Annotated in this window: 21 protein-coding genes and 1 riboswitch; of the genes, 15 read left to right on the top strand and 6 right to left on the bottom strand. The window is 35.9% G+C overall.

Going from position 1 to position 19,784, the window contains the following annotated elements; translation table 11 throughout:
* Nucleotides 1-76 precede the first annotated feature (76 nt).
* Nucleotides 77-205 (bottom strand): anti-repressor SinI family protein, encoded by a 129-nt coding sequence (locus KUV80_RS11240; protein ID WP_338083487.1) that lies wholly within the window; start codon nt 203-205, stop codon nt 77-79.
* Between the two features lie 30 nt (nt 206-235).
* Nucleotides 236-322: riboswitch (cyclic di-GMP riboswitch) on the bottom strand.
* Nucleotides 323-522: 200 nt separating this feature from the next.
* On the opposite strand from KUV80_RS11240, the gene KUV80_RS11235 reads away from it, so the two are divergent.
* The 3 genes from KUV80_RS11235 (at nt 523) to KUV80_RS11225 (ending at nt 3,741) form a co-directional block, all read left to right on the top strand.
* Nucleotides 523-1,491: an NAD(P)H-dependent flavin oxidoreductase gene (locus KUV80_RS11235; protein ID WP_246625163.1), complete on the top strand. Its 969-nt coding sequence runs from the start codon at nt 523-525 to the stop codon at nt 1,489-1,491.
* Between the two features lie 221 nt (nt 1,492-1,712).
* Nucleotides 1,713-2,093: a hypothetical protein gene (locus KUV80_RS11230; RefSeq protein ID WP_222462795.1), complete on the top strand. Its 381-nt coding sequence runs from the start codon at nt 1,713-1,715 to the stop codon at nt 2,091-2,093.
* A 568-nt stretch (nt 2,094-2,661) separates the two neighbouring features.
* Nucleotides 2,662-3,741 carry a HesA/MoeB/ThiF family protein gene (locus KUV80_RS11225; RefSeq protein ID WP_222462794.1) on the top strand — a complete coding sequence of 360 codons (1,080 nt, stop codon included), beginning with the start codon at nt 2,662-2,664 and terminating at the stop codon, nt 3,739-3,741.
* 201 nt (nt 3,742-3,942) lie between these two features.
* Here the strand turns inward: KUV80_RS11225 and KUV80_RS11220 are convergent, their stop codons facing one another.
* Nucleotides 3,943-4,116: a hypothetical protein gene (locus KUV80_RS11220; RefSeq protein WP_222462793.1), complete on the bottom strand. Its 174-nt coding sequence runs from the start codon at nt 4,114-4,116 to the stop codon at nt 3,943-3,945.
* A gap of 232 nt (nt 4,117-4,348) precedes the next feature.
* Between KUV80_RS11220 and KUV80_RS11215 the strand changes: the two genes are divergently transcribed.
* From KUV80_RS11215 to KUV80_RS11165, 11 genes are all read left to right on the top strand, one after another.
* Nucleotides 4,349-4,774 (top strand): hypothetical protein, encoded by a 426-nt coding sequence (locus tag KUV80_RS11215; protein WP_222462792.1) that lies wholly within the window; start codon nt 4,349-4,351, stop codon nt 4,772-4,774.
* Nucleotides 4,775-4,999: 225 nt separating this feature from the next.
* Complete coding sequence (locus KUV80_RS11210) at nt 5,000-6,193, top strand: glycosyltransferase (RefSeq protein ID WP_222462791.1); 1,194 nt, start codon at nt 5,000-5,002, stop codon at nt 6,191-6,193.
* A gap of 19 nt (nt 6,194-6,212) precedes the next feature.
* Nucleotides 6,213-7,595 (top strand): sugar phosphate nucleotidyltransferase, encoded by a 1,383-nt coding sequence (locus tag KUV80_RS11205; RefSeq protein ID WP_222462790.1) that lies wholly within the window; start codon nt 6,213-6,215, stop codon nt 7,593-7,595.
* 79 nt (nt 7,596-7,674) lie between these two features.
* Nucleotides 7,675-8,460, top strand: a complete 786-nt coding sequence (locus KUV80_RS11200; protein WP_222462789.1) for a YveK family protein — start codon at nt 7,675-7,677, stop codon at nt 8,458-8,460.
* Nucleotides 8,408-9,040 (top strand): CpsD/CapB family tyrosine-protein kinase, encoded by a 633-nt coding sequence (locus tag KUV80_RS11195; protein WP_222462788.1) that lies wholly within the window; start codon nt 8,408-8,410, stop codon nt 9,038-9,040. Before KUV80_RS11200 ends, KUV80_RS11195 begins: the two co-directional genes overlap by 53 nt.
* A gap of 11 nt (nt 9,041-9,051) precedes the next feature.
* Complete coding sequence (locus KUV80_RS11190) at nt 9,052-10,515, top strand: lipopolysaccharide biosynthesis protein (RefSeq protein WP_222462787.1); 1,464 nt, start codon at nt 9,052-9,054, stop codon at nt 10,513-10,515.
* Nucleotides 10,502-11,752: an O-antigen ligase family protein gene (locus KUV80_RS11185; RefSeq protein ID WP_222462786.1), complete on the top strand. Its 1,251-nt coding sequence runs from the start codon at nt 10,502-10,504 to the stop codon at nt 11,750-11,752. Before KUV80_RS11190 ends, KUV80_RS11185 begins: the two co-directional genes overlap by 14 nt.
* The gene (locus KUV80_RS11180; protein ID WP_222462785.1) at nt 11,749-12,801 is read left to right on the top strand and encodes a glycosyltransferase family 4 protein; all 1,053 of its coding nucleotides are present in this window, start codon (nt 11,749-11,751) and stop codon (nt 12,799-12,801) included. The genes KUV80_RS11185 and KUV80_RS11180 overlap by 4 nt, the downstream gene beginning before the upstream one ends.
* Before the next feature lie 45 nt (nt 12,802-12,846).
* Nucleotides 12,847-14,244, top strand: coding sequence for a sugar transferase (locus tag KUV80_RS11175; protein WP_222462784.1), 1,398 nt, complete (start codon nt 12,847-12,849; stop codon nt 14,242-14,244).
* 352 nt (nt 14,245-14,596) lie between these two features.
* Nucleotides 14,597-15,487: a UTP--glucose-1-phosphate uridylyltransferase GalU gene (gene galU, locus KUV80_RS11170; RefSeq protein WP_222462783.1), complete on the top strand. Its 891-nt coding sequence runs from the start codon at nt 14,597-14,599 to the stop codon at nt 15,485-15,487.
* 179 nt (nt 15,488-15,666) lie between these two features.
* Entirely contained in the window at nt 15,667-15,930 is a 264-nt protein-coding gene (locus tag KUV80_RS11165; RefSeq protein ID WP_222463149.1) for an excalibur calcium-binding domain-containing protein, read from the top strand.
* Nucleotides 15,931-16,011: 81 nt separating this feature from the next.
* Here the strand turns inward: KUV80_RS11165 and yidC are convergent, their stop codons facing one another.
* On the bottom strand, nt 16,012-16,662 hold the full coding sequence (gene yidC, locus KUV80_RS11160; RefSeq protein WP_222462782.1) for a membrane protein insertase YidC: 651 nt from the start codon (nt 16,660-16,662) through the stop codon (nt 16,012-16,014).
* Between the two features lie 478 nt (nt 16,663-17,140).
* On the opposite strand from yidC, the gene KUV80_RS11155 reads away from it, so the two are divergent.
* Complete coding sequence (locus KUV80_RS11155) at nt 17,141-17,416, top strand: hypothetical protein (RefSeq protein WP_222462781.1); 276 nt, start codon at nt 17,141-17,143, stop codon at nt 17,414-17,416.
* Nucleotides 17,417-17,468: 52 nt separating this feature from the next.
* Here KUV80_RS11155 and KUV80_RS11150 read toward each other — a convergent pair whose 3' ends face one another.
* From KUV80_RS11150 to KUV80_RS11140, 3 genes are all read right to left on the bottom strand, one after another.
* Nucleotides 17,469-17,675 (bottom strand): hypothetical protein, encoded by a 207-nt coding sequence (locus tag KUV80_RS11150; RefSeq protein ID WP_222462780.1) that lies wholly within the window; start codon nt 17,673-17,675, stop codon nt 17,469-17,471.
* A gap of 150 nt (nt 17,676-17,825) precedes the next feature.
* Nucleotides 17,826-19,106: a hypothetical protein gene (locus KUV80_RS11145; RefSeq protein ID WP_222462779.1), complete on the bottom strand. Its 1,281-nt coding sequence runs from the start codon at nt 19,104-19,106 to the stop codon at nt 17,826-17,828.
* Nucleotides 19,106-19,663 carry a sigma-70 family RNA polymerase sigma factor gene (locus tag KUV80_RS11140; RefSeq protein ID WP_222462778.1) on the bottom strand — a complete coding sequence of 186 codons (558 nt, stop codon included), beginning with the start codon at nt 19,661-19,663 and terminating at the stop codon, nt 19,106-19,108. The genes KUV80_RS11145 and KUV80_RS11140 overlap by 1 nt, the downstream gene beginning before the upstream one ends.
* Nucleotides 19,664-19,784: the final 121 nt, after the last annotated feature.

The following is a 19,784-nucleotide window of genomic DNA, read 5'->3' as shown; positions in this document are numbered from 1 at the left end:
CTTTATTATATCTTTGTATAAAAGGGAAGTAAATAAATTCATGAAATCGTGTTATTGATTCATTTCAACCATTTGTTTAGATTTTACTAACAAAAAGCTGTGGATTTTTCAAAAATTCAATAATTTGTTCTTTAGTGAAACCTTGATCTCTAGCTTCTTTCATCAATTCAATCCACTCTCGATCTAACGTAATTGTATTCTCCACTAAAAGATCCCTCCAGATAAGCGTTTTTGTTCAGGTAACCCGGCGATCTTAGCTAAGTCAGCCTTAGACCCGTGGCTTTGCGCCCACCTCTTTCGAGAATGTTTGCCCTTTTCCGAAGGTTTTGGGTCTAATTTCCTAACCCAAATTGATTATATCGCATCTAAAAAAAGAAAGTTGTCAGAAAATGACTGTAATATAAATGTAATATTTTAGTAGTAAATGTTTATTCTGTACCTCAAAATGGTTCAGTTTAAAGGATTTTTGTACCTATTGTGGAAAACTACTAAACAGAAAATATATGTAAGGAGTGAAACATCATGTCAAAATTGCCAGAAACCATGTCGAATCAATTAACTTTGCCGGTAATTAATGCCCCGATGTTTTTAGTATCAAGTCCAGATATGGTCATTGAGAGCTGCAAAAACGGAATTATGGGTACGTTTCCTCTATTAAATGCAAGAACGACAGAGCTTTTAGAAAACTGGATGATACGCATCACAGAAGAACTTGAAACAATAAAAAGGGAAGACCCAACAGCAAAAATAGCACCTTGGGGAGTCAATCTAATCGTTCACCGCACGAACAAACGATTTCAAGAAGATCTCGAATTAATTAAGAAGTATAAACCACCGATTGTAATCACATCGCTTGGAAATCCGACAGACGTTGCCACAATCGTTCATAGCTATGGAGGCTTCGTTTTTTCTGATGTTATCTCTCTCGATCATGCCCGTAAAGCAGCTAAAACCGGCATAGACGGACTCATTTTAGTGTGCAGCGGAGCAGGAGGGCATGGTGGAACATTAAATCCATTCGCGTTTTTAAGAGCAGTTAAAGAATTCTGGGACGGAATCACAATTCTTGCGGGTGCCATTTCAACTGGGGAAGACATACTCGCAGCTAAAATTCTGGGAGCAGACCTCGTTTACATGGGGACTCGTTTTATTGCGACGGAAGAATCGTCAGCAAGTGAAGATTACCGACAGATGATGATTGAATCCACCTTAGAAGACCTCATCTATACGGATGCTATAAGCGGAATAAACGGGAATTATCTTTTACCCTCCTTACAAAAAGCAGGATTTGATCTAGAAAATCTAAAGAAAAAAGACGCTGTAGACTTATCCTTCTCTGAATCAAAAGCAAAAGCTTGGAAAGACATCTGGTCAGCGGGTCAGGGAGTAGGGAGCGTTAAAAAGGTTTCGACCGTTGAAGAAGTAGTAGAAGAATTAAAATTGGAATATACGCAAGCAATGAAATTAAAAGATTCATTAATGATTATTTAATAAATTTTAAATCAGAGCCTCCATTAGATGGGGGTTTTTTTAATAAAAGGAAATAACTTTCATAAAGTTTACAATAAAATATCAATTGAATTCATAAAAGAGGACTAAGCTATATAGGGGCGAAAATATAAATATTATCTTTATGTAAAGAAACGATGTAAACTGTAAAGAATCATTAGACGATAATAAAGGATAAGTTACTCAAACACGGAGGTGTTAACATGAATGTATTCTCATCAATAACGGAAGAAAGTTTTTCCTACCTTATCAATGAATATGGATTTTCTGAACCGGTTGCAACAGATGGGAGCTGGAAGACAACCTTCTTTTATGAAAAAAGCGATATTGCAATTGAGATTGAACTGAACTATAGAGAAATGGATGCTTTTGTTTATATGATAAAGTTAGAGAATGGAAAGCTGCCAAACGATCATGAGTCTGCTCGTAAAATGTTAGAAGTGTTAATTAATGTGGAACCGGTAAAAAGTAATGGAGACCATACAACAATCCAACAATTTGAAAAAGGGATTACGAATAAATCAACATTATTAAAAAATAATCTTAATGAAATCTTAAAAACAAGAGAGAAAGTATTCTTATAAAATTCAAAAAAAGATAACTCGAAAAACGGGTTATTTTTTTTTTTTTCCATTAAGGAATAAAGGACCGAACGGCGAGCTCAGGAAAGAAAGGCTTTTATGACATTTTACACCTGTAGGAAGACCCTATGAACAATAAGAGAGCAGGTGAAAAGAACTGCAATTTTTAGTTCATTTAAAGGTTTATAGAACTAATGACCTATTTCGAACATGTTTCGATACTATTTTACTATTTTTGACATTTATGTAAGAAATATGTTGAAAATATTCAGATTACTGTATAAAATTGTAAATAACAGAACTCACAAATGAATTTTACATAGGGTTCTGAAAAAACAAAACAAGAGGAGGTGTATCGTATGAAAAAGAAAAACACTGTAAGAATGGCAATTTGTGTTTGGAATCCAAGTTCTGACCATAGATAATGGAGGAGTATCCTATGAAAAAGAAAAACACTGTAAGAATGATAGTTTGTAATTTTAACCCAATGGTTGACCGTAGATAAAAGTACTAAACGGAGAGTACCTATTTTAAAAGAGGTACTCTTTTTTTTTAGAAAGGTGGAATAACTATGATTCTTCAATTTAAACCATATACGCGAGTAACTTTAAATAAAATAAAAAAGGAAGTCCTTATAAATCGGCCTCTTACGGATGGGAATGTGGGGCAAGTGTTTGAATTAACCGATGTTGGACTTGAGGTTTTAGAAAGCATTGGAGAACTCACTTATGAGGAGTTAATAGCCAAGATTGATAATAAATATCCAAATTCTATCGATGAAATAAAAGAAATTGTTGATTTTTTATTTGAAGAAAAATACATAGAAGTAAAAGGGAAAGTTACACTTGATCCGTCCTTAAGTTTATTTTCGAGAATTATTCCAATGTGGGCTGAGCTGGAGTCAGATGGTGTCGACCGAAACGAAATACAAAGGCGGATCATGTCTAAAAAAATTGCCGTTATAGGATGCGGCACAATTGGATCCAGTGTGGTTGCAAAGCTTACGGCTATGGGTGTAAAAAATTTCGTTTTAGTAGACAATGACGTTGTGGAAGAGACGAATTTAACGAGACAGCCTCTATTTTCATTGAATGATATCGGCCAAAAGAAAACGAATGTCCTTAAGCGGTATGTTGAGGATAGAATCCGTGATGCTATTATTAGTACATATGAAATTCATGTAGAAAATACGTCAGATATGCAAATGCTGGACGACGCAGATCTAATCATATCTGGCGGAGATGGACCGGGCTTCGATAAACTGATCAATGAATATGCCGTTCAAAATCAAAAAGCGGTTTGTTATGCGGGAGCCTATAATGGTCACAATTGTAAAGTGTTGCCGATTTATGTTCCAGGAAAGTCTCATGATATTGATTGTATTTATCATTTTGTAAAAGCTGATGCTGAGTTTAATGGCGAAACCAAAAACAAAAACGATTTTGTCGTCAGCACCGTTCCTTATATTGGAGAATTAATCGGAAGTATCGCTACAGCAGAGATTATTAAGTATTTGACGGGACAAGTTGAACCGTATTTAATGAATAAAGTCTTGCTAGTTAATATTGCGAAATATAGCATTGATGTGCTCGAAGTACCGGAAAAATATGATGCCTGCACATGTTCGCTTGCAAAAGCAATGAGCCGCTGATTGTTCCCTGCGGCTCATTCTTTTATTTCGTGATCTTCGCGATGAACTAGTGGAAAGTTTGCTTCTTAAATGTGGTATCTATGTGCGTCTAGAAAAATTAAAAAAATAGAAAAACCTCATTTATTTTAAATGATTTAATTAGATTGAAAAAAACTGTTGTAACGTTAACTACAAATAGTTTTTTTCTTAGCTCAAAGAAAGCTAGTAATGGTTGAACTTTAAACTGTTCATTAAGCTCTTTAAGTTCGTTAGATGATATAGTAAACTCATTTGCCTGTTTATTTCTTCCGTTGTTGCACTCAACTGTTGTGTATAAACGGAAACCTCCTCAAAACCTGCAGAATTTTCTTCAAACATTGCAGCTATTTCTTCCATTTTAATTCTCATATTATCTTGTGTTAGTAAAACTGTTTCAAATTTTTTTGGATAAATAAACGAAAATAAACGAGGTGTTGTTTACATACTTATTAAACAACGTTGTTTTCTAGCCTTTTGTAAAAAGCACTTCAAATTATTTTAAGGGTTCCAATTTTCAAAAAAATATTGTAAAATAATTTGAAATGAGGTTTCGTTTTATCGGAATTAGGGAAGGAGAATATATTTGGAGATGAAACATATTACATCTGGCTTTGGATTTGCATTTATCTTTTTAGCTGCGCTTTTTGCATTGGGAATGTATCAAACAGTGATGGTATGGGGGAATATTAATTTGTTCTTTGAACGAATTATGGGACTAACTTCAACTTCATTTATTTCTTCCATACTTCTATTCTGGTCAATTACAAGTGCATTTTGGATTTTGAGTTTAAAAGTGTTAGACGTTGCACATAAGACAGAACTTTTTAACACTAAAAATGCTATTTTTGGTATATCATTTCTTTTTTTCGCCATTCCATTTGGCATTTGTGTACAAGTTTATCATGCCTTAAATATGAACGCTGGCATTACTACCATTACAACATCTTTGTTTATCATGACAATTGTTTCTTTTATCATTGGATTTGTGTTTAAGTTTAGAAAAACAGCCAGATAACATATTACGTAACGTGAACGGTATCCCGATTAAAGGAAAAAACCTTTAATTGGGATTTTTTATGTTCCATCCCGTAATAATCCGTGAAATTTAATTACTTTTATTTTAATAAATTCTCACATTGTCCTTGAATAATGATGAAGTATGTTCTATAATCAATTTAAATTGTTCTATTTACAGAACAGCTGGTTCTTTAAAGTACTTCCTTATTAGAGGAGTGATTAAATGAAAATTCTATACATTACTCCAAGACTTCCTTTTCCTCCAACAAAGGGCGATCAGCTGAGATCTTATAATCAACTCAAAGGTTTAAAAAGGCTAGGTCACGATATTCATCTCATCTCCTTTAGTAATAATAAAACAATACCTTACGAGCTCGAGCTTCTATGTAAAAATATTTCTGTCGTTCCCTTAAACAAGTTAGAAGCGATAAAAAACTTCCTTTTAAGTTTGTATAAGAGGATGCCTCTACAAGTTTCTCTATACTTATCGAAAGAGTTTGAACAAACCATCCATAAAGCCATCCAAATGAATAAATACGATATTGTTCATAATCAGTTAGTGAGAACACTTCCATATTATTCGGTAATTAAAGACATTCCAAATGTAATGGATTTTGTGGATTCTATTTCGTTGAATCTTAATCGCAGGATTGCTTTGAAAAAATCATTTTTAAATATGTTATTTAAATACGAAGCTTCCAAAATATACGAAATGGAAAAACAAGCAGCTTCTTGTTACGATGGGGGCATTTTTATCTCTGATGTAGATAAGGGAACCATCGATGCGAACAATGATGCGGTCACGACTATCCCAAACGGTGTAGATATCAACTATTTTACTTATCATCCACAGCTGACCGAAGAAAATACACTCATTTTTGTCGGAAATATGAGCTATGAGCCTAACCGAGAGGCTGTTAAATATTTTGTTACAAAGATCTTCCCCCTCATCGAAAGTGAAATCGACAATCTCACATTTTATATAGTAGGGAGAAAGCCAACTAAGGATTTAATCAGACTTTGTAAAAAACATAAAAATATCATCATCACGGGGGAAGTGCCAGACATTCGGGATTACTTGGCAAAAGCTAAGCTGTTCGTTTGTCCCATGCAATCAGGTGCTGGGTTACAAAATAAGGTGTTGGAGGCCATGGCTGCAGGAATTCCTGTCATAACGACACCGATTGTCAATGAACCTATTAAAGCAGTTAATCATAAGACCATTCTTGTACGGGATGGAGAAACTGACTTTGCGAAAGGAATGATAGAAATACTCTCTAATGATTCTAAACTAGAAGAGATAAGACATGCTGCGAGGGAATTTATAGAAATGAATTACCAATGGCATCACTTGCACCATCAATTAGAGAAGTTTTATGTGAACACGATAAACCGATTATCAATGACCCGCACTTAAAAAATATGGAGGTGATGGCATGAAGGTAGTCTTATTATCTGGAGGCTCTGGAAAACGATTATGGCCTCTTTCAAACGACGCTCGATCCAAACAATTCTTAAAAGTTCTCAAAAATGAAAATAAAGAAAGTGTGTCAATGACACAGCGAGTGTGGAATCAGCTAAGTTCGGTTAACCTGGATCAATCAACTGTTATTGCGACAAGCAGCGCACAAGTAGATATGATCAAAAGTCAGATATGTGGAATGGATCGAATGGTTGTAGAGCCTGAGCGCCGGGACACGTTCCCAGCTATCGCACTGGCAGCATCCTATCTTTATTCGGTGATGAAAACAAATCCTGAAGAGGTTGTTATCATCCTTCCTGTTGATTCGTATGTCGAAACTGCATTTTTTGAAAAAGTAAAGGAACTAGAAGCCGTTCTTCATCAGTCGGATGCACAGTTAGCGTTACTCGGGGTCAAACCAACGTATCCTTCAGAAAAGTACGGCTATATTGTCCCAGATTCCAAGAATGATCATAACTGGATGACCGTGTCTCATTTTAAAGAAAAGCCTGATGGTGTTGTAGCTGAAGAATTAATTCATAAAAACAGCTTATGGAACTGCGGTGTATTTGCCTTTAAGCTAGAGTACATGCTTTCTTTGCTGGAGAACAGGAAGCTTCCTCTTCATTATGAAGAATTAAGGCAAGATTATTCTGCTTTACCTCGAACTAGCTTTGACTACGAGGTAGCTGAAAATGAAAACCATATAGTTGCGTTACAGTATGAGGGGTATTGGAAGGACTTGGGTACTTGGAACACGTTATCGGATGAAATGGAAACGGAAAAGCTAGGTAAAGGATTGCTTTTTGACTGTACAAATACGCATCTAATAAATGAACTAAATATACCGATTACCGTGATTGGTGGGGCAAATCTTATGATTGCTGCTAGTCCTGATGGCATTTTAGTATCAGATAAAGAAAAAAGTCATTTAATTAAAAATATACTAGCTGGTCATTCCCATCGTCCCATGTATGAAGAAAGAAGATGGGGTTGGTATAAAGTGCTGGATTATACAAAAGTGAACGAAAATCACGAAGTATTAACGAAAAGATTAGCGATCACTTCAGGGAACAACTTAAGCTATCAACTTCATTCATATCGTTGTGAAGTGTGGACCATTATTAAAGGTGAAGGTGAGTTTGTATGTGAAGGCGAGATTAGGCAAGTGAAGGCTGGTGATGTGCTAGAAATTCCAGTAAAAACAAGACACGCCATACGCGCTATAACGGATCTTGAAGTGATTGAAGTGCAAAGCGGAAGCCAGTTAATTGAAGAAGATATTGAACGGATTTATTTACATTGGAACGATATTGAAAGGCATTGTCATTCCGTTAAAAGCCCTGTAGAAGTATGAGTATACAATTTTTTTTGGACAGCATATTCATTATTAAGAACAAACAGGACTTTAAAGTAGCTGATTTGGAGGTGGTATTATGGACAACGGGTTAGATATAAAAAGTCTTCTCCAAATTATAAAATTTAGATTCATGACCATTGTTTTAACAACCATCCTTTTCGCATGTCTTACAACAATTGCAACGATTTTCTTTTTGAAAACTACTTATGAAGCAACGGAATATATGATAGTTGGCAAAGAAGAGAAGGAAAGCAAGTTTTCAGAAACCCAGGAATTCAATCGTCTTTTAGCTTCATCTGTGGATTTAATTAAAAGCCCCATCATTCTGAATGCGTTAATAGCAGAACTGAATTTACAAGATGAATCGTTAAAAACATTAGAGGAGAAAATCTCTGTTCAAAACAGTAAAGATTCTCAAATCATTCATATTATCGTTCAAGGAACAAATCGTGAACAAACACGAGAAATGGCACATGCCCTCGGAAAAATATCGACGAAAAAATTAAACCAGCTTCTTCGTGTTAAGGAAATTAAAGTGTTGAGCACGTCTAGCTCAGATGTACCTGTAAAACAAGTCGGCGGCTTCTTGCTTAACATTTCGATTGGTACGGTTATGGGCCTGTTAGCAGGCATTGGAGTCGCGATGTTTAAGGATCATTTAGATGAAACAATAAGAGATGTTAGTCAAATTGAAGAGCATCTTGGATTACCTGCTCTCGGACAGATCAACACACAAAAACATGGCAGTAAATTAAATTTTGATAGGAACGATGCCATTCGTGACCCAAACCAATTGAGGGGTGATAAAAGTGTACAGTCCTCCAGTATTAACAAAACGAGCACATCGGACTTTCAAGTATGATTCTGAACAAGTGAGCTTTGTAAGAAATAACATTGAAAAAAGGCTGAATCAAACAAGATGTTCCTACATTATGATTACTTCGCCTAAAGAGTCCATTCACCAATGTATGTTAACAACAAGTTTAGGTATTTCATTTGCAGAGCAGGGGTTAAAGGTACTGTTAGTGGATGCCAATTTACGGAAGCCCTCTTTGCATACGTATTTTAACGCAGAGAATCGTAGTGGTTTTTCAAATGTTATTCTGCAGAATGATCACGTGATGGAACACGCAAATTGCTGTAGTGTAAACGGATTATTCGTTTTAACAGCCGGAGATTTTACGTCAAATCCGCTGGATGTTTGGGTCTCAAGTAAAGTGGCGAGCTCGATCGCGGAGTGGAGAAGAGAGTTTGATTTGGTTCTGTTTAATGCCCCCGGTTTTCTCGAGTTTTCGGATGCTCAAGTTTTAGTAGAGCATTGTGATGGCGTGTTGTTAGTCGTTCAATCCAATAAAACAACGCTTAAAGATGCAAAGGCGACTAAGCTACAAGTGGAAAGAGCACATACAGAAATCATTGGCGTTATTTTACAGACAGGTTGAAAGATAGATTCATGAGAACATTTCTACCGAATACGATTGGAAAAAATATCGTTCATTTGCTTTATAGCACAGCTTTATCCAGTGTATTAAACGCGATGGCGTTAATCTATTTAGCATCCTATATGCAATCTCATTATTATGGAATGTTCAGTGTTTCTTTGGCCGTTGCAATGATTATGGGTTACTTAACGGACGCAGGATTGACGGAAATAGCCTTAAGAGAAGGGGCGAGAAAAGGAGCACAACTAGAAGCTGTAGTTTCTTCTTATATAAAAATACGGATTCTGCTGCTTCTGATTACATTCATAGGCGGGTACTTTTTTATCCACCAATTTCATGCTCACAATCAAGAATTGCTGATGACAACCGTTTATTTAGCCATTCCTTTAGTTGCTGGCTTAGCGATGCAAGGAGTTGGAAACATGTTTTTTCAATTGATTGAAAAGATGCAATACATCGGGTTCATTAAGATGACCTCATCAAGCTTATTAGTCGGTTCACTTGTAATCGGCACAACGCTGCATTTAACTCCTTTAACCATCTGTTTTCTGTATGGCATGTCCTATTTTGCAGCTGGCATAATTGCAATTGTAATGGTCAGCAAACGTATTCCCATCCAATTTTCAAGACCGTTTCAAATAGGATTTCTGAAAAATTTCGGGGCATTTTCGCTTAGCGGATTATTGTTTATCTTAAGTCCGCATCTAGGACCGCTAGTGTTAGAGAAAACATTAACGTTAAAAGAGGTAGGCTTGTTCGCCGTCGCTTATCGAATTCCACAAGCTCTTATGCAAATACCTTTTGTTGTTGCGGGAGCTTTCCGTCCGGTGTTGTTTAGACACCATCAACACAATCAACCAGAAGAACACACCTTCCATCATATTAGGCTCGTTAAGGTAATGGCTTTATTCGGAATAGTGATGACGATTCCACTTTATTATTTTTCAGAGGAAATCATTGGACTATTGTTCAGTGATCACTGGCTTTCTGCGTCAAATGCGTTAAAAATCCTTTCTCTTCTATTAACCTTACAAGCTTTTAACATCGCTTTAGCTGACGGTCTTACAACAACGGGACGGCAGACGTTTCGTACGATCATCCAATTGTTATCCGTCAGTTTAGGGGTTTTGGCTTATGTGGTATGGAGCAGGTCGGATGGTATCATGGGGGCTGCTTATGCTGGAATTGTAATTGAAATGGTTGCGCTTATCGGCTTTTGGGTGTTTTTGCCGAATAGAAGGGAAATTGCGAATCGATCTCTTATTCCTTACTTCTGTTTCTTTATTGGCAGTTTTGGAGTGATTACTCATTTTCTTGAATCTTCTCCGTACGTTGCGGCCATTGTGCAAATTACATGCTGCAGTCTTTTATTAGCAGTGGATTCAGATTTAAGAACAAAATTAATAAGCTTCATCCAAACATTTCGTACAAAAACTATAAATCACAAAAAGGGGGTAGAAGATGCTGTACAGTAAGGAAAAATATACTTCTTCCTCTTTATATCTGTTGTTTTTCTTACTCTTCTTAGGGAAGTACAGCATTGACTTAGGATTTGCGTTAAAACCTTACATGATCTATTTGTTTTTGTTTTTTATTCTCTTTCTCTCTTCTGTTACTTTTCAAAGATTGCAGTTGTTTGAAGTCGGCATGCTTTTGTTTTTTTTCGTCTATTGTTTTACAGGAGCGTTTTCATTATATCCACTTGCTAGCATTCGTATCTTAGTGGGTATTTGTTTATACCTTTTCTGTTATTTTCTTATGAAAAATATAATAAGCAAAATCCCTCAAGTAAAGATTGAACACGTGATTTCCGTTTGTGGTATTTTCTTTAACTCTTTCAGCCTGCTTCTCTATTTTTTGGGCTTGTTGAAGCTGAATTTTATTTTTGAAGGAGACGGACTCTATGCTTATGGGGTGCTGATGGACAGAGATTATCCAAGGTTAATCGGACTTCTGCAAGATCCGAATTATTACGTATTCTATAACACGCTGTTTTTTACTTATTTTTTGTGCAATACCAACAGCTTGAAAAATCGTTTTGGTTTGGCTTTATGCATTTTGACAAGCTTGCTCTCCTTCTCAAGAGGAGGCCTTGCTGCTTTAATCGTCGTTTATATCCTCTCCATTGTAATTTTGAATGATCCTCTCAAACAAGTAAAACGAGTAGTGGGAACAATCATCACCATCGTTTTGACGATATATGTATCTGTTGAATTTTTGAAACTGGATCTCTTTTCTGTATTACAATCACGCATTCAAGATTTTTCTACGGATGGAGGAAGTGGAAGGTTTGAATTATGGGGAAGGGCGATGGACTACTTTACAACGAACCAATGGATAGGAGTAGGAGCGTATAATTTCTCGGATTACAATCGCTTTCATTACGGAGAATCATTGCGTGTTCACAATACATTTTTAGAAATATTGTCAGAATCGGGACTGTTTGGATTTTTTGGCTTCTCACTCTTCATTGGTTTGCTTATCTTTCAACTGTTTCAGTTTCGCATTCACCGAAGAAAGCCTTATCTGTTTTTAGCGTTTTTTGGCTTCTTGCTGCAAATGGCATCTTTATCGATTATCATTAACGATTTGTTTTTCTTCTATTTAGCCTTACTCGCTGTGTATGTAAACAAAGAATCAGGTGTACACGTACATAATCCGCCACAACGCTTGTTAACGAATAACACGATAAAAGGAAGTGCATACGTATGAATGTATTGCTTGTTACAGATAAATTAACGACAGGTGGCGCAGAGGTGTATTTTTGTAAGTTAGAAAATGCGCTGAATCATGAAAACATAACAACGTTTACAGCAGCGGGAGAAGGCGAATTATATGATCAATTGCGTGATAAAAAGCGGCATATATTATTGTCTAAACGAAATGTCTTTTATAACTTACGGATCATCTACAACATGATACGGCACAACCAAATTCAGCTTGTGCATGCTAATAGTTTACGAGCGGTGTTGCTCCTCATCTTGTTAAAAATCATAACCCTTCAACATTTTACCATTTTCTATACGAAACATAATGTGACCCTTCTTGAAAAAAAGCTGCCTTTTGTCTTTTCCTTTCTAATCAATACGTGGGTAAAACGAGTAATTACGGTAAGTGACTTTGAGAAGGATAATTTAATAGCTTTAGGCATTCATGAAAATAAAATAACGACTATCTATAATGGCGTCGATCTTGAGCAATTTTTATATCAAGAAAAACAACCTAGTACACGCTTTAAAGTGGGCATACTTGCTAGGTTATCAGAAGAAAAAAATCATTCCCTTTTTTTAGATGTTGCCCATGCCTTTAAGGATAATTCGAGATTCCTTTTTTATATTGCAGGGGATGGACCTGATTATCAAAAAGTTTTGCAAAAGATTCGTTTTCTTGGTCTTCAAGAAAGAGTGCAGCTGTTAGGAAATGTAGAGCATCCGGAATTATTTATACGTGATATGGACGTACTGCTTTTAACCTCGAAAAGAGAAGTCTTCCCTATGGTGGTCATAGAAGCGATGGCAGTTGGCACGCCAATTATTACGATTAATAAAGGAGGTATTCCAGAAGCAGTCATTCACAAGCAAACAGGACTTCTCATGCAAGAGCATTCTATTGAAGAGTTCTGTTCCACATTGGTTGAACTAGATTCAAAGGCAGAGCTTCAGAAGGTAATAATTAAAGAAGCGAGAAGGAAAGTGGTCACCGATTTTTCATTAGACAAAATGATCAAAGAAACTACAAATGAATACTTAAAATATGGATAGATTTTCAAAAAAATAACGAAATCCAATTATGTAAGGGGTTTTATTATGACGAAAAAGAACGAAGGACGATTGTTTCCACTCTTTTTAGCAGTAGGGGATGCCTCAATTGTATATGCAGGTTTTTGGCTCATGCTATCCATTGGAGAACCAATGGAGGCGATTCAGGTGGACGTAGCCAATCAACTGATTCTTATGGTTTCGGCAGGATCCATTCTATTTTTCTATCTTTTCGATTGTTATTCAGACTATCGAAGAAAGCAATTCCAACCCTTATTTTATTCTTTGATCTTTGCCATCTCGGCTTTTACCTTCTTTTTGTTTATCACTACCCTTTGGAGCGAAACATTATTTACGAACAATGTTCTTCTTTTTACTAAAGCGTGTGTCACTCAAGTTTTTCTTCTTTCGGCTTTTCGTTATGGCGCCTATTTTGTAGCCCAACAGTCTTTAGGTAAAACCAGAATCGTCATTATTACGAAAAATAATGAAAGTCTCATGCAACTGAAAAAAAAATTTTCCAATCATTCTTCTGGAAAGTTCGTGGTGACCGATTTCCTGATTAATGAAAGTGGGGATCAGCTAAAGAAGCACATTTTAAAAAACGAGGCAGTGGTAGTAGACTCTTCCATTAAGAACGAGCTAAGAAACAATGTCATTCAGCTCTGTTCAGAACATAATAGAGAGATTCTCATTGTTCCGGAACTTTATGACTTCTATATCCAAACCGCACATATTCAGCAGATTGACGATATGATGGTGTTTTCGATTGCACCCGCCAAACAATCAAATCTTCAAAAAGGCGCAAAACGAGTATTTGATGTAGTAGGAGCATTGTTGCTTTTGTTGGTAAGCAGTCCAATTATTCTAGCACTGTGTATCTTAATTCCACTAACATCAAAGGGTCCAGCATTTTATCGGCAAGAGAGGATTGGCCTGAATGGCAAGCCATATGCCATGTATAAATTTAGAAGTATGAAACTGCATGCAGAAAAAGAAACAGGTCCTGTTCTAGCAGGTGACAACGATCCAAGAATCAGCAAAATCGGGCATTTTATACGTGCCACTCGCTTAGATGAACTTGCTCAGCTTGTAAATGTAATAAGAGGAGAGATGAGTATAGTAGGGCCTAGACCAGAGCGAGACTATTTTATTCAGCAATTCATTAAACAAGTACCTGATTACAATGTTCGATTATCGGTTAAGCCTGGTATCACAGGGCTAGCTCAAGTATTTGGAAAATATGCCACTAGTGTGGAAGATAAGCTTCGCTATGACCTGATGTATATCCGTGACTCATCTCTTATGTTAGACCTGAAAATTTTGCTTCAAACAATCAGAGTGGTTCTCCAAAAAAACCAGGCACAAGGGGTGGTTGCGCATCATAAACCCAGCCAAAACGTTCAGCAGCTGAATGCATTAAAATTTAAGATGGGCAACAAATAGAGGGTGTTTTCCTGACGATTGCTTCAAGTGAAAAGTGCAAGACTCAACGGATAACAACTACTTTCAAAAGAAACAAAGCGAAATAGAAAAAGAGCTATGCAGCATAACTTAGCTCTTTAACGTGAGTATTTGTATCAACCATTCACGACTTTACCGCCATGAAGGTGAAACATCTTTCCTTGTCAGCCATAAACAAACCTCCTTTAACAAATATTAAGTAAAACTGTTTATTATCTTAAGGATGTAAAGCATATGTAAGTATTGGATGAATAATTTGAATTGAAGAAGGAGTTTAGAATATCCAGTTTAGAAGTGAACATATAAATAAGATTAAGAGGAGGGAGTAATGGTTATGAATATAAAGAAAGCAATCATACCAGCCGCAGGTTTAGGGACACGATTTTTGCCGGCAACCAAGGCGATGCCAAAAGAGATGCTTCCGATTGTTGATACACCAACAATTCAATATATTGTGGAAGAAGCAGTAAAGTCGGGTATTGAAGATATTATTATTGTGACGGGTAAAGGGAAAAGAGCAATTGAAGATCATTTTGATGTATCTATCGAACTTGAACAGAACTTGTTTGAAAAAGGAAAACTAGGATTGTTAGAAACCGTACAAAAATCTTCCAATCTTGTGGATATCCATTATATCCGCCAAAAAGAGCCGAGGGGATTAGGTCATGCCATTTGGTGTGCCAGAAAATTTATCGGTGATGAACCATTTGCCGTCCTGCTCGGGGATGATATCGTAAAATCAGATAAGCCGTGTTTACAACAGTTGATGGAGCAGTATAAACAACATCAAGCTTCGGTTATCGGCGTACAGGAAGTAGCTAAAGAACACGTCTCCAGGTATGGAATCATTGACGGAAAGAAAATTAGTGACCGTCTCTACTCGTTAATGAATGTAGTTGAAAAACCAAGACAGGAAGAAGCTCCTTCCTCAATCGCAATCATGGGACGCTATATTTTAACTCCGCGTATTTTTGAACTGCTGGAAAACCAATCTCCGGGAACGGGTGGCGAGATTCAGTTAACAGATGCAATTGCAGAACTAATCGGATTAGAAGACGTTTATGCATATAATTTTGATGGCGTTCGATATGATGTCGGGGAGAAGCTAGGCTTTATTAAAACAACCATTGATTTTGCGTTGCAACGAGACGAATTAAAGCATGATTTGTTAAATTACTTATCTCAAATTGTTGTATCAGAAGTTCAGTTGAAGAATTTAGATTAAGCAAAAGGATAGAGAGGATGGTGAATTTACCCATCTTCTTTTTTATCGTTCTTTTTAACTTCCTTAAAAAACGGAAAGAGGAGCGGGAAAGAAATCCAGAAATAGATTGCTATAAGTAATTAAATAAAATATGATAATTATTGGAAATCATTAAAAATATAGGAGTTGACGATTTTACCATGAAAAAAGCATCCATGTATGTTTTATCACTAGGTTTAATAGTAGGTTTTTCTTTTTCAAATGCAGAAGCAGCAACAACAAAAGCAAAAGTATATAAGAACTGTACCGAACTCAATAAAGTATACAAGGGCGGAGTGGCACGTTCTTCTTCCGTTAAAAACAAAGGTGGAAAAACAAAATACAAGCCTTTTGTATCAAAAGAGTTATATGATGCTAACAAAAAAAGTGATAGAGATAAAGATTATATTGCATGTGAGCGCTAAAAAATACCTTATAAAGAGGTCTTATTTTACAATTAAACAAACAAAAAAAGCTTACAGCAGTCGCTGCAAGCTTTTTTTCATTTATACGAAAATTTTTATTATCACAGATTGAACGATCAGCAGTAATCCATTTACCGACCAGTAGAAAGGTAGAATCGCTGGGCTTGCAAGGGAAACGATAAATATGATAATCGGTGACAACAGGATCATCCACCTCATATTTGGTTGACTAGTAGTAGGGACGATATCCTGGCTTACTTTTCCCTGAATGTAGTAAACTAAACCTGCCAAACATGCCAGAACAATACTGGTCTTTGTAAAATCAAACATCAGAAAGAAAAGATTGGATAATTCAGATGTCTCAATGACCGCCCAATACATTCCCATAACAATCGGCAGCTGTATGAGCATCGGAAGGCAACCGATAGTTAGCGGATTGATGTTATATTTCCTATATAATTGAACCATTTCCTCTTGCTTTTTCTTAAGCTCTTCAGGTTTCTTACAATCCATATATTTTTTCTGAAGTTCTTCTAATTCAGGTTTCATAGTCTGTAAACTTTTCCGCATGTTCTTCTGCTGTTTAGCCTGTTTAACAAACAGTGGGAGCAAAATCATACGAAAAATCATTGTAATAGTAATGATTGCCAAACCATAATTCCCATCCAATGCATCAGCGACAAAATATAAAGATTGACTGAATGGATAAACAATAGTTTCAATAATTTTCAATTCGTCTCCTCCTCTTTATTTCTTAGTAGAGAAGGTGACCGCAATCCTCCAAATCTTTATTTGACGTACATTTAACTTTCATTCTATGAAAAGTGAAAATGACTCTTTTTCCATCTGGTATGAGTTCGGACAGTTGAATAATTAAATTTGTAGTTAGACTATTTGAGAATTGTTCATGAGATAAAGTCTTGTGGTTAATATATTTTAGTATAGAAGGTACATGGTAAAACAGAATTAAAAGGCTAAGAAGAGTAAAGATAAAAAGATATTGATCAAACAAAAATAATAAATCTGACATGTTTATCTCCTTTTGCCCGTTTTTATGTAATACGGCACAGCTAAAAAAAGGTTCCTAAAAAACAATTTATTCCCTGGCAGGTAATTGGAAAAGTCTATCTTGATAAAATGGTTCTACAGAAAGACTGATGCAACATATAAATAAACCGTTTACATATTTTAACAAGAAGGGATGATGTGTATGGAATTGCAACAGGAAGTATCCCGAAGTAATGGTATGGCTGTATCTTCTTTAGTACTTGGTATTGTTGGTCTCGTTCTGGGTCTGGTACCATTTTTAGGGTGGTTTATGCTTCCAGCTTGGATTCTCGCCATTGTTTTTGGAGCAGTTGGCATCAAAAAAGGACAAAGCAAAGGGATGAGTTATACGGGACTTATATTAGGAGTTGCTGCCTTTGTTTATAAATTTGGCTTTTGGTTCTTGGTTGTCGTTGGCGCAAGCTCTAGCGGTATGTAACGAATGGATTGTTCCAATAAGAAAAGGCAGCTATTCGCTGCCTTTTCTACATTCATGACTTTGAAACAAACAAATAATGATTACGAATAAACGCCTTTCCATTTACAACGACAAGTTTTTCATTAAAATCTTCAATATAGCCTGAGTAAACGGTCAATTTTTCTTTAACGCAAACCACTTCTATCTCTACCATCAGATAACGGTGATTATTAAAGTCGTAATCACTATGAATCGAACTGCCACTCGGGAGGATATACATTGACCGCTCTCCTTATTATCCATTATACCTAAACTATAATATGGAAAAAAATAACTGTAAAGAAAAGACTATGATAAATTCTTTAAAAAAAATCTACCAACACTTCTCTGCCATCTGTAATAACTCAAGAGTGATCCTCTACGTTACTTTCTATTCATAATCATACACTAACGTTGTATCTTTTGAACTGATTGCCAGCGTTGTCTCAAAGTCTTCAGCTTTAACCCCAAAGACATAAGCTTTCGTACTATTTTCTAATTCGATTTCCTTATAAAAGGTTAGAGTCTGTGACTCTGCTGTTAAGAGTTTGGCAGCTTCATCTTTTGATAATTTAAGATCTATACCATCAAGTGATGATTTTTGCCAATGGTCCATTTTCCACTTGTCATCTTCTTTCACTAAATTAAATGTCCACTTATATCCTATATTCGTCATATCTGTTGCTGGTTGAATTCCAGAAACTTGAATAGTATCTTCTTTCATAGAAATTGCTTTAAAGCGTACCTCTTGATTTATCATGGGGAGAAGACCATTATCACAATCGCAATAGTAATCTGGTAGTAATTTCGTTAACACGGTTTCTGAGAAATTTTGAGTTACATACGGTTCGAAATCTGGACCTGCTACTTCATATGTTGCAGGATTCTCGTAGTTCCAATTATTCTTTTTTCCGGATTCAATAAGAGTTCTCTTAATGTCCGCTAAATTTTTATTAAAGATTTGTTTCGCTTCTCCTTCTGAAATCTCTTTTGGTTTTTCCTGACTAGGCTCTTTCTTATTTTCTGCCAGTTCATCTTTCATTTCAGCCACAGCATAATCAACTTGATTGATTACAAATGAATGCAGTGTCTTATCATCATTAATGGTTTCAACGTATACAGCATGATATAAATCCTCTTTTGTCACCTCAGCATTAAGAACAAACTGTTTTGAAATACCCTCACTTTTCTCCGGTCCTAATGGAGAGAAGTTTTCTGGTTGAATCATGACTGATTTAGTGCCAACAGCGTTGACTAATTTATCGTTCATGAAAGTAATACGATATGTTAATGGCTTCTTAATGGTAGATGTTGTTTTGTTTGTAATAAGGAATTTAACGACTAATTGCTTTTGATCTACATCTGTATAAAGCACGGATCCTTGTCCAGAAACTTTTAGAGAATATACAGGCGTTTCCTTTTTGGTTTGAACATTTTGATCAGAAGCTAATTCCTGATCAAAGAAGACGTAGGATGAAAAGAGTATTCCTAAAAAGAGTGCTGCTGTTAATAATCTTGGTAGAAGTGACAACGGTTTTTTCTGTCGCACTTTAGGTTTTGAAAGCCGATTAATTTCAGAAAGAATGTGATGTTCATCCTTTTCTGTAAAGACTTTCGTTTTGGAGATTTCTTTATTCAGGGTATAATTCAGTTTTTTTAATTTTTCTTCCATTATCTTTCACCTCCAAGCTCAATGTACCTATCATGAAGCAGTTTTCTTGCACGACTTAACCGGGTTTTGACTGTAGCTTCTTTTAATGATAAAAATTCACTCGTTTCACGAACGGAGAATTCCTTATAGTAATGTAATAGAATGACTTCCCGATACTTTAAAGGTAAGTGTAAAACAGCTTGATAAAGTAACTGATCCTCGGAACTAGAAATGACATGGAATTCAAGGGCATCTTTTTCACTGCTGGATTCACCTTTTAATTTATCGGTCAGCAGCATCTTTCGGTAGTTCCAGCTTTTTAAATAATCTTTGGATTTGTTAATAGCAATTGAGTAAATCCAGCTGCGTATGGCAGAGTCTCCTCGAAATGTATCCAGTTTTGTGTAAAGTGTTATAAAAACATCTTGAGTTACATCTTCAGTCTGTGGCCAATTTTTTATAAAAGAGAACACAAGACGTTTAATTTCTTCACCGTATTGTTTCATTAAACGAATAAGAACTTCCTCACGACTGAGTGTTTGCAAATCAAATTCAGCAGTCGAATTCTCTTTCTCCAATATGCACGACCTCCTTTGCTGTTCTATTGGTAAGACGAAACAAATATGTAATGAGTTTCAATTGAAATTTAAATAAGTACCTTCGTAAAAACGATTTTGTCTTCAACCACGAGGAAAAGAC

This window comes from Fictibacillus nanhaiensis (assembly GCF_019801215.1).
GTDB lineage: Bacteria > Bacillota > Bacilli > Bacillales > Fictibacillaceae > Fictibacillus > Fictibacillus nanhaiensis_C.
This window is presented reverse-complemented; position numbering and strand designations above follow the sequence as displayed.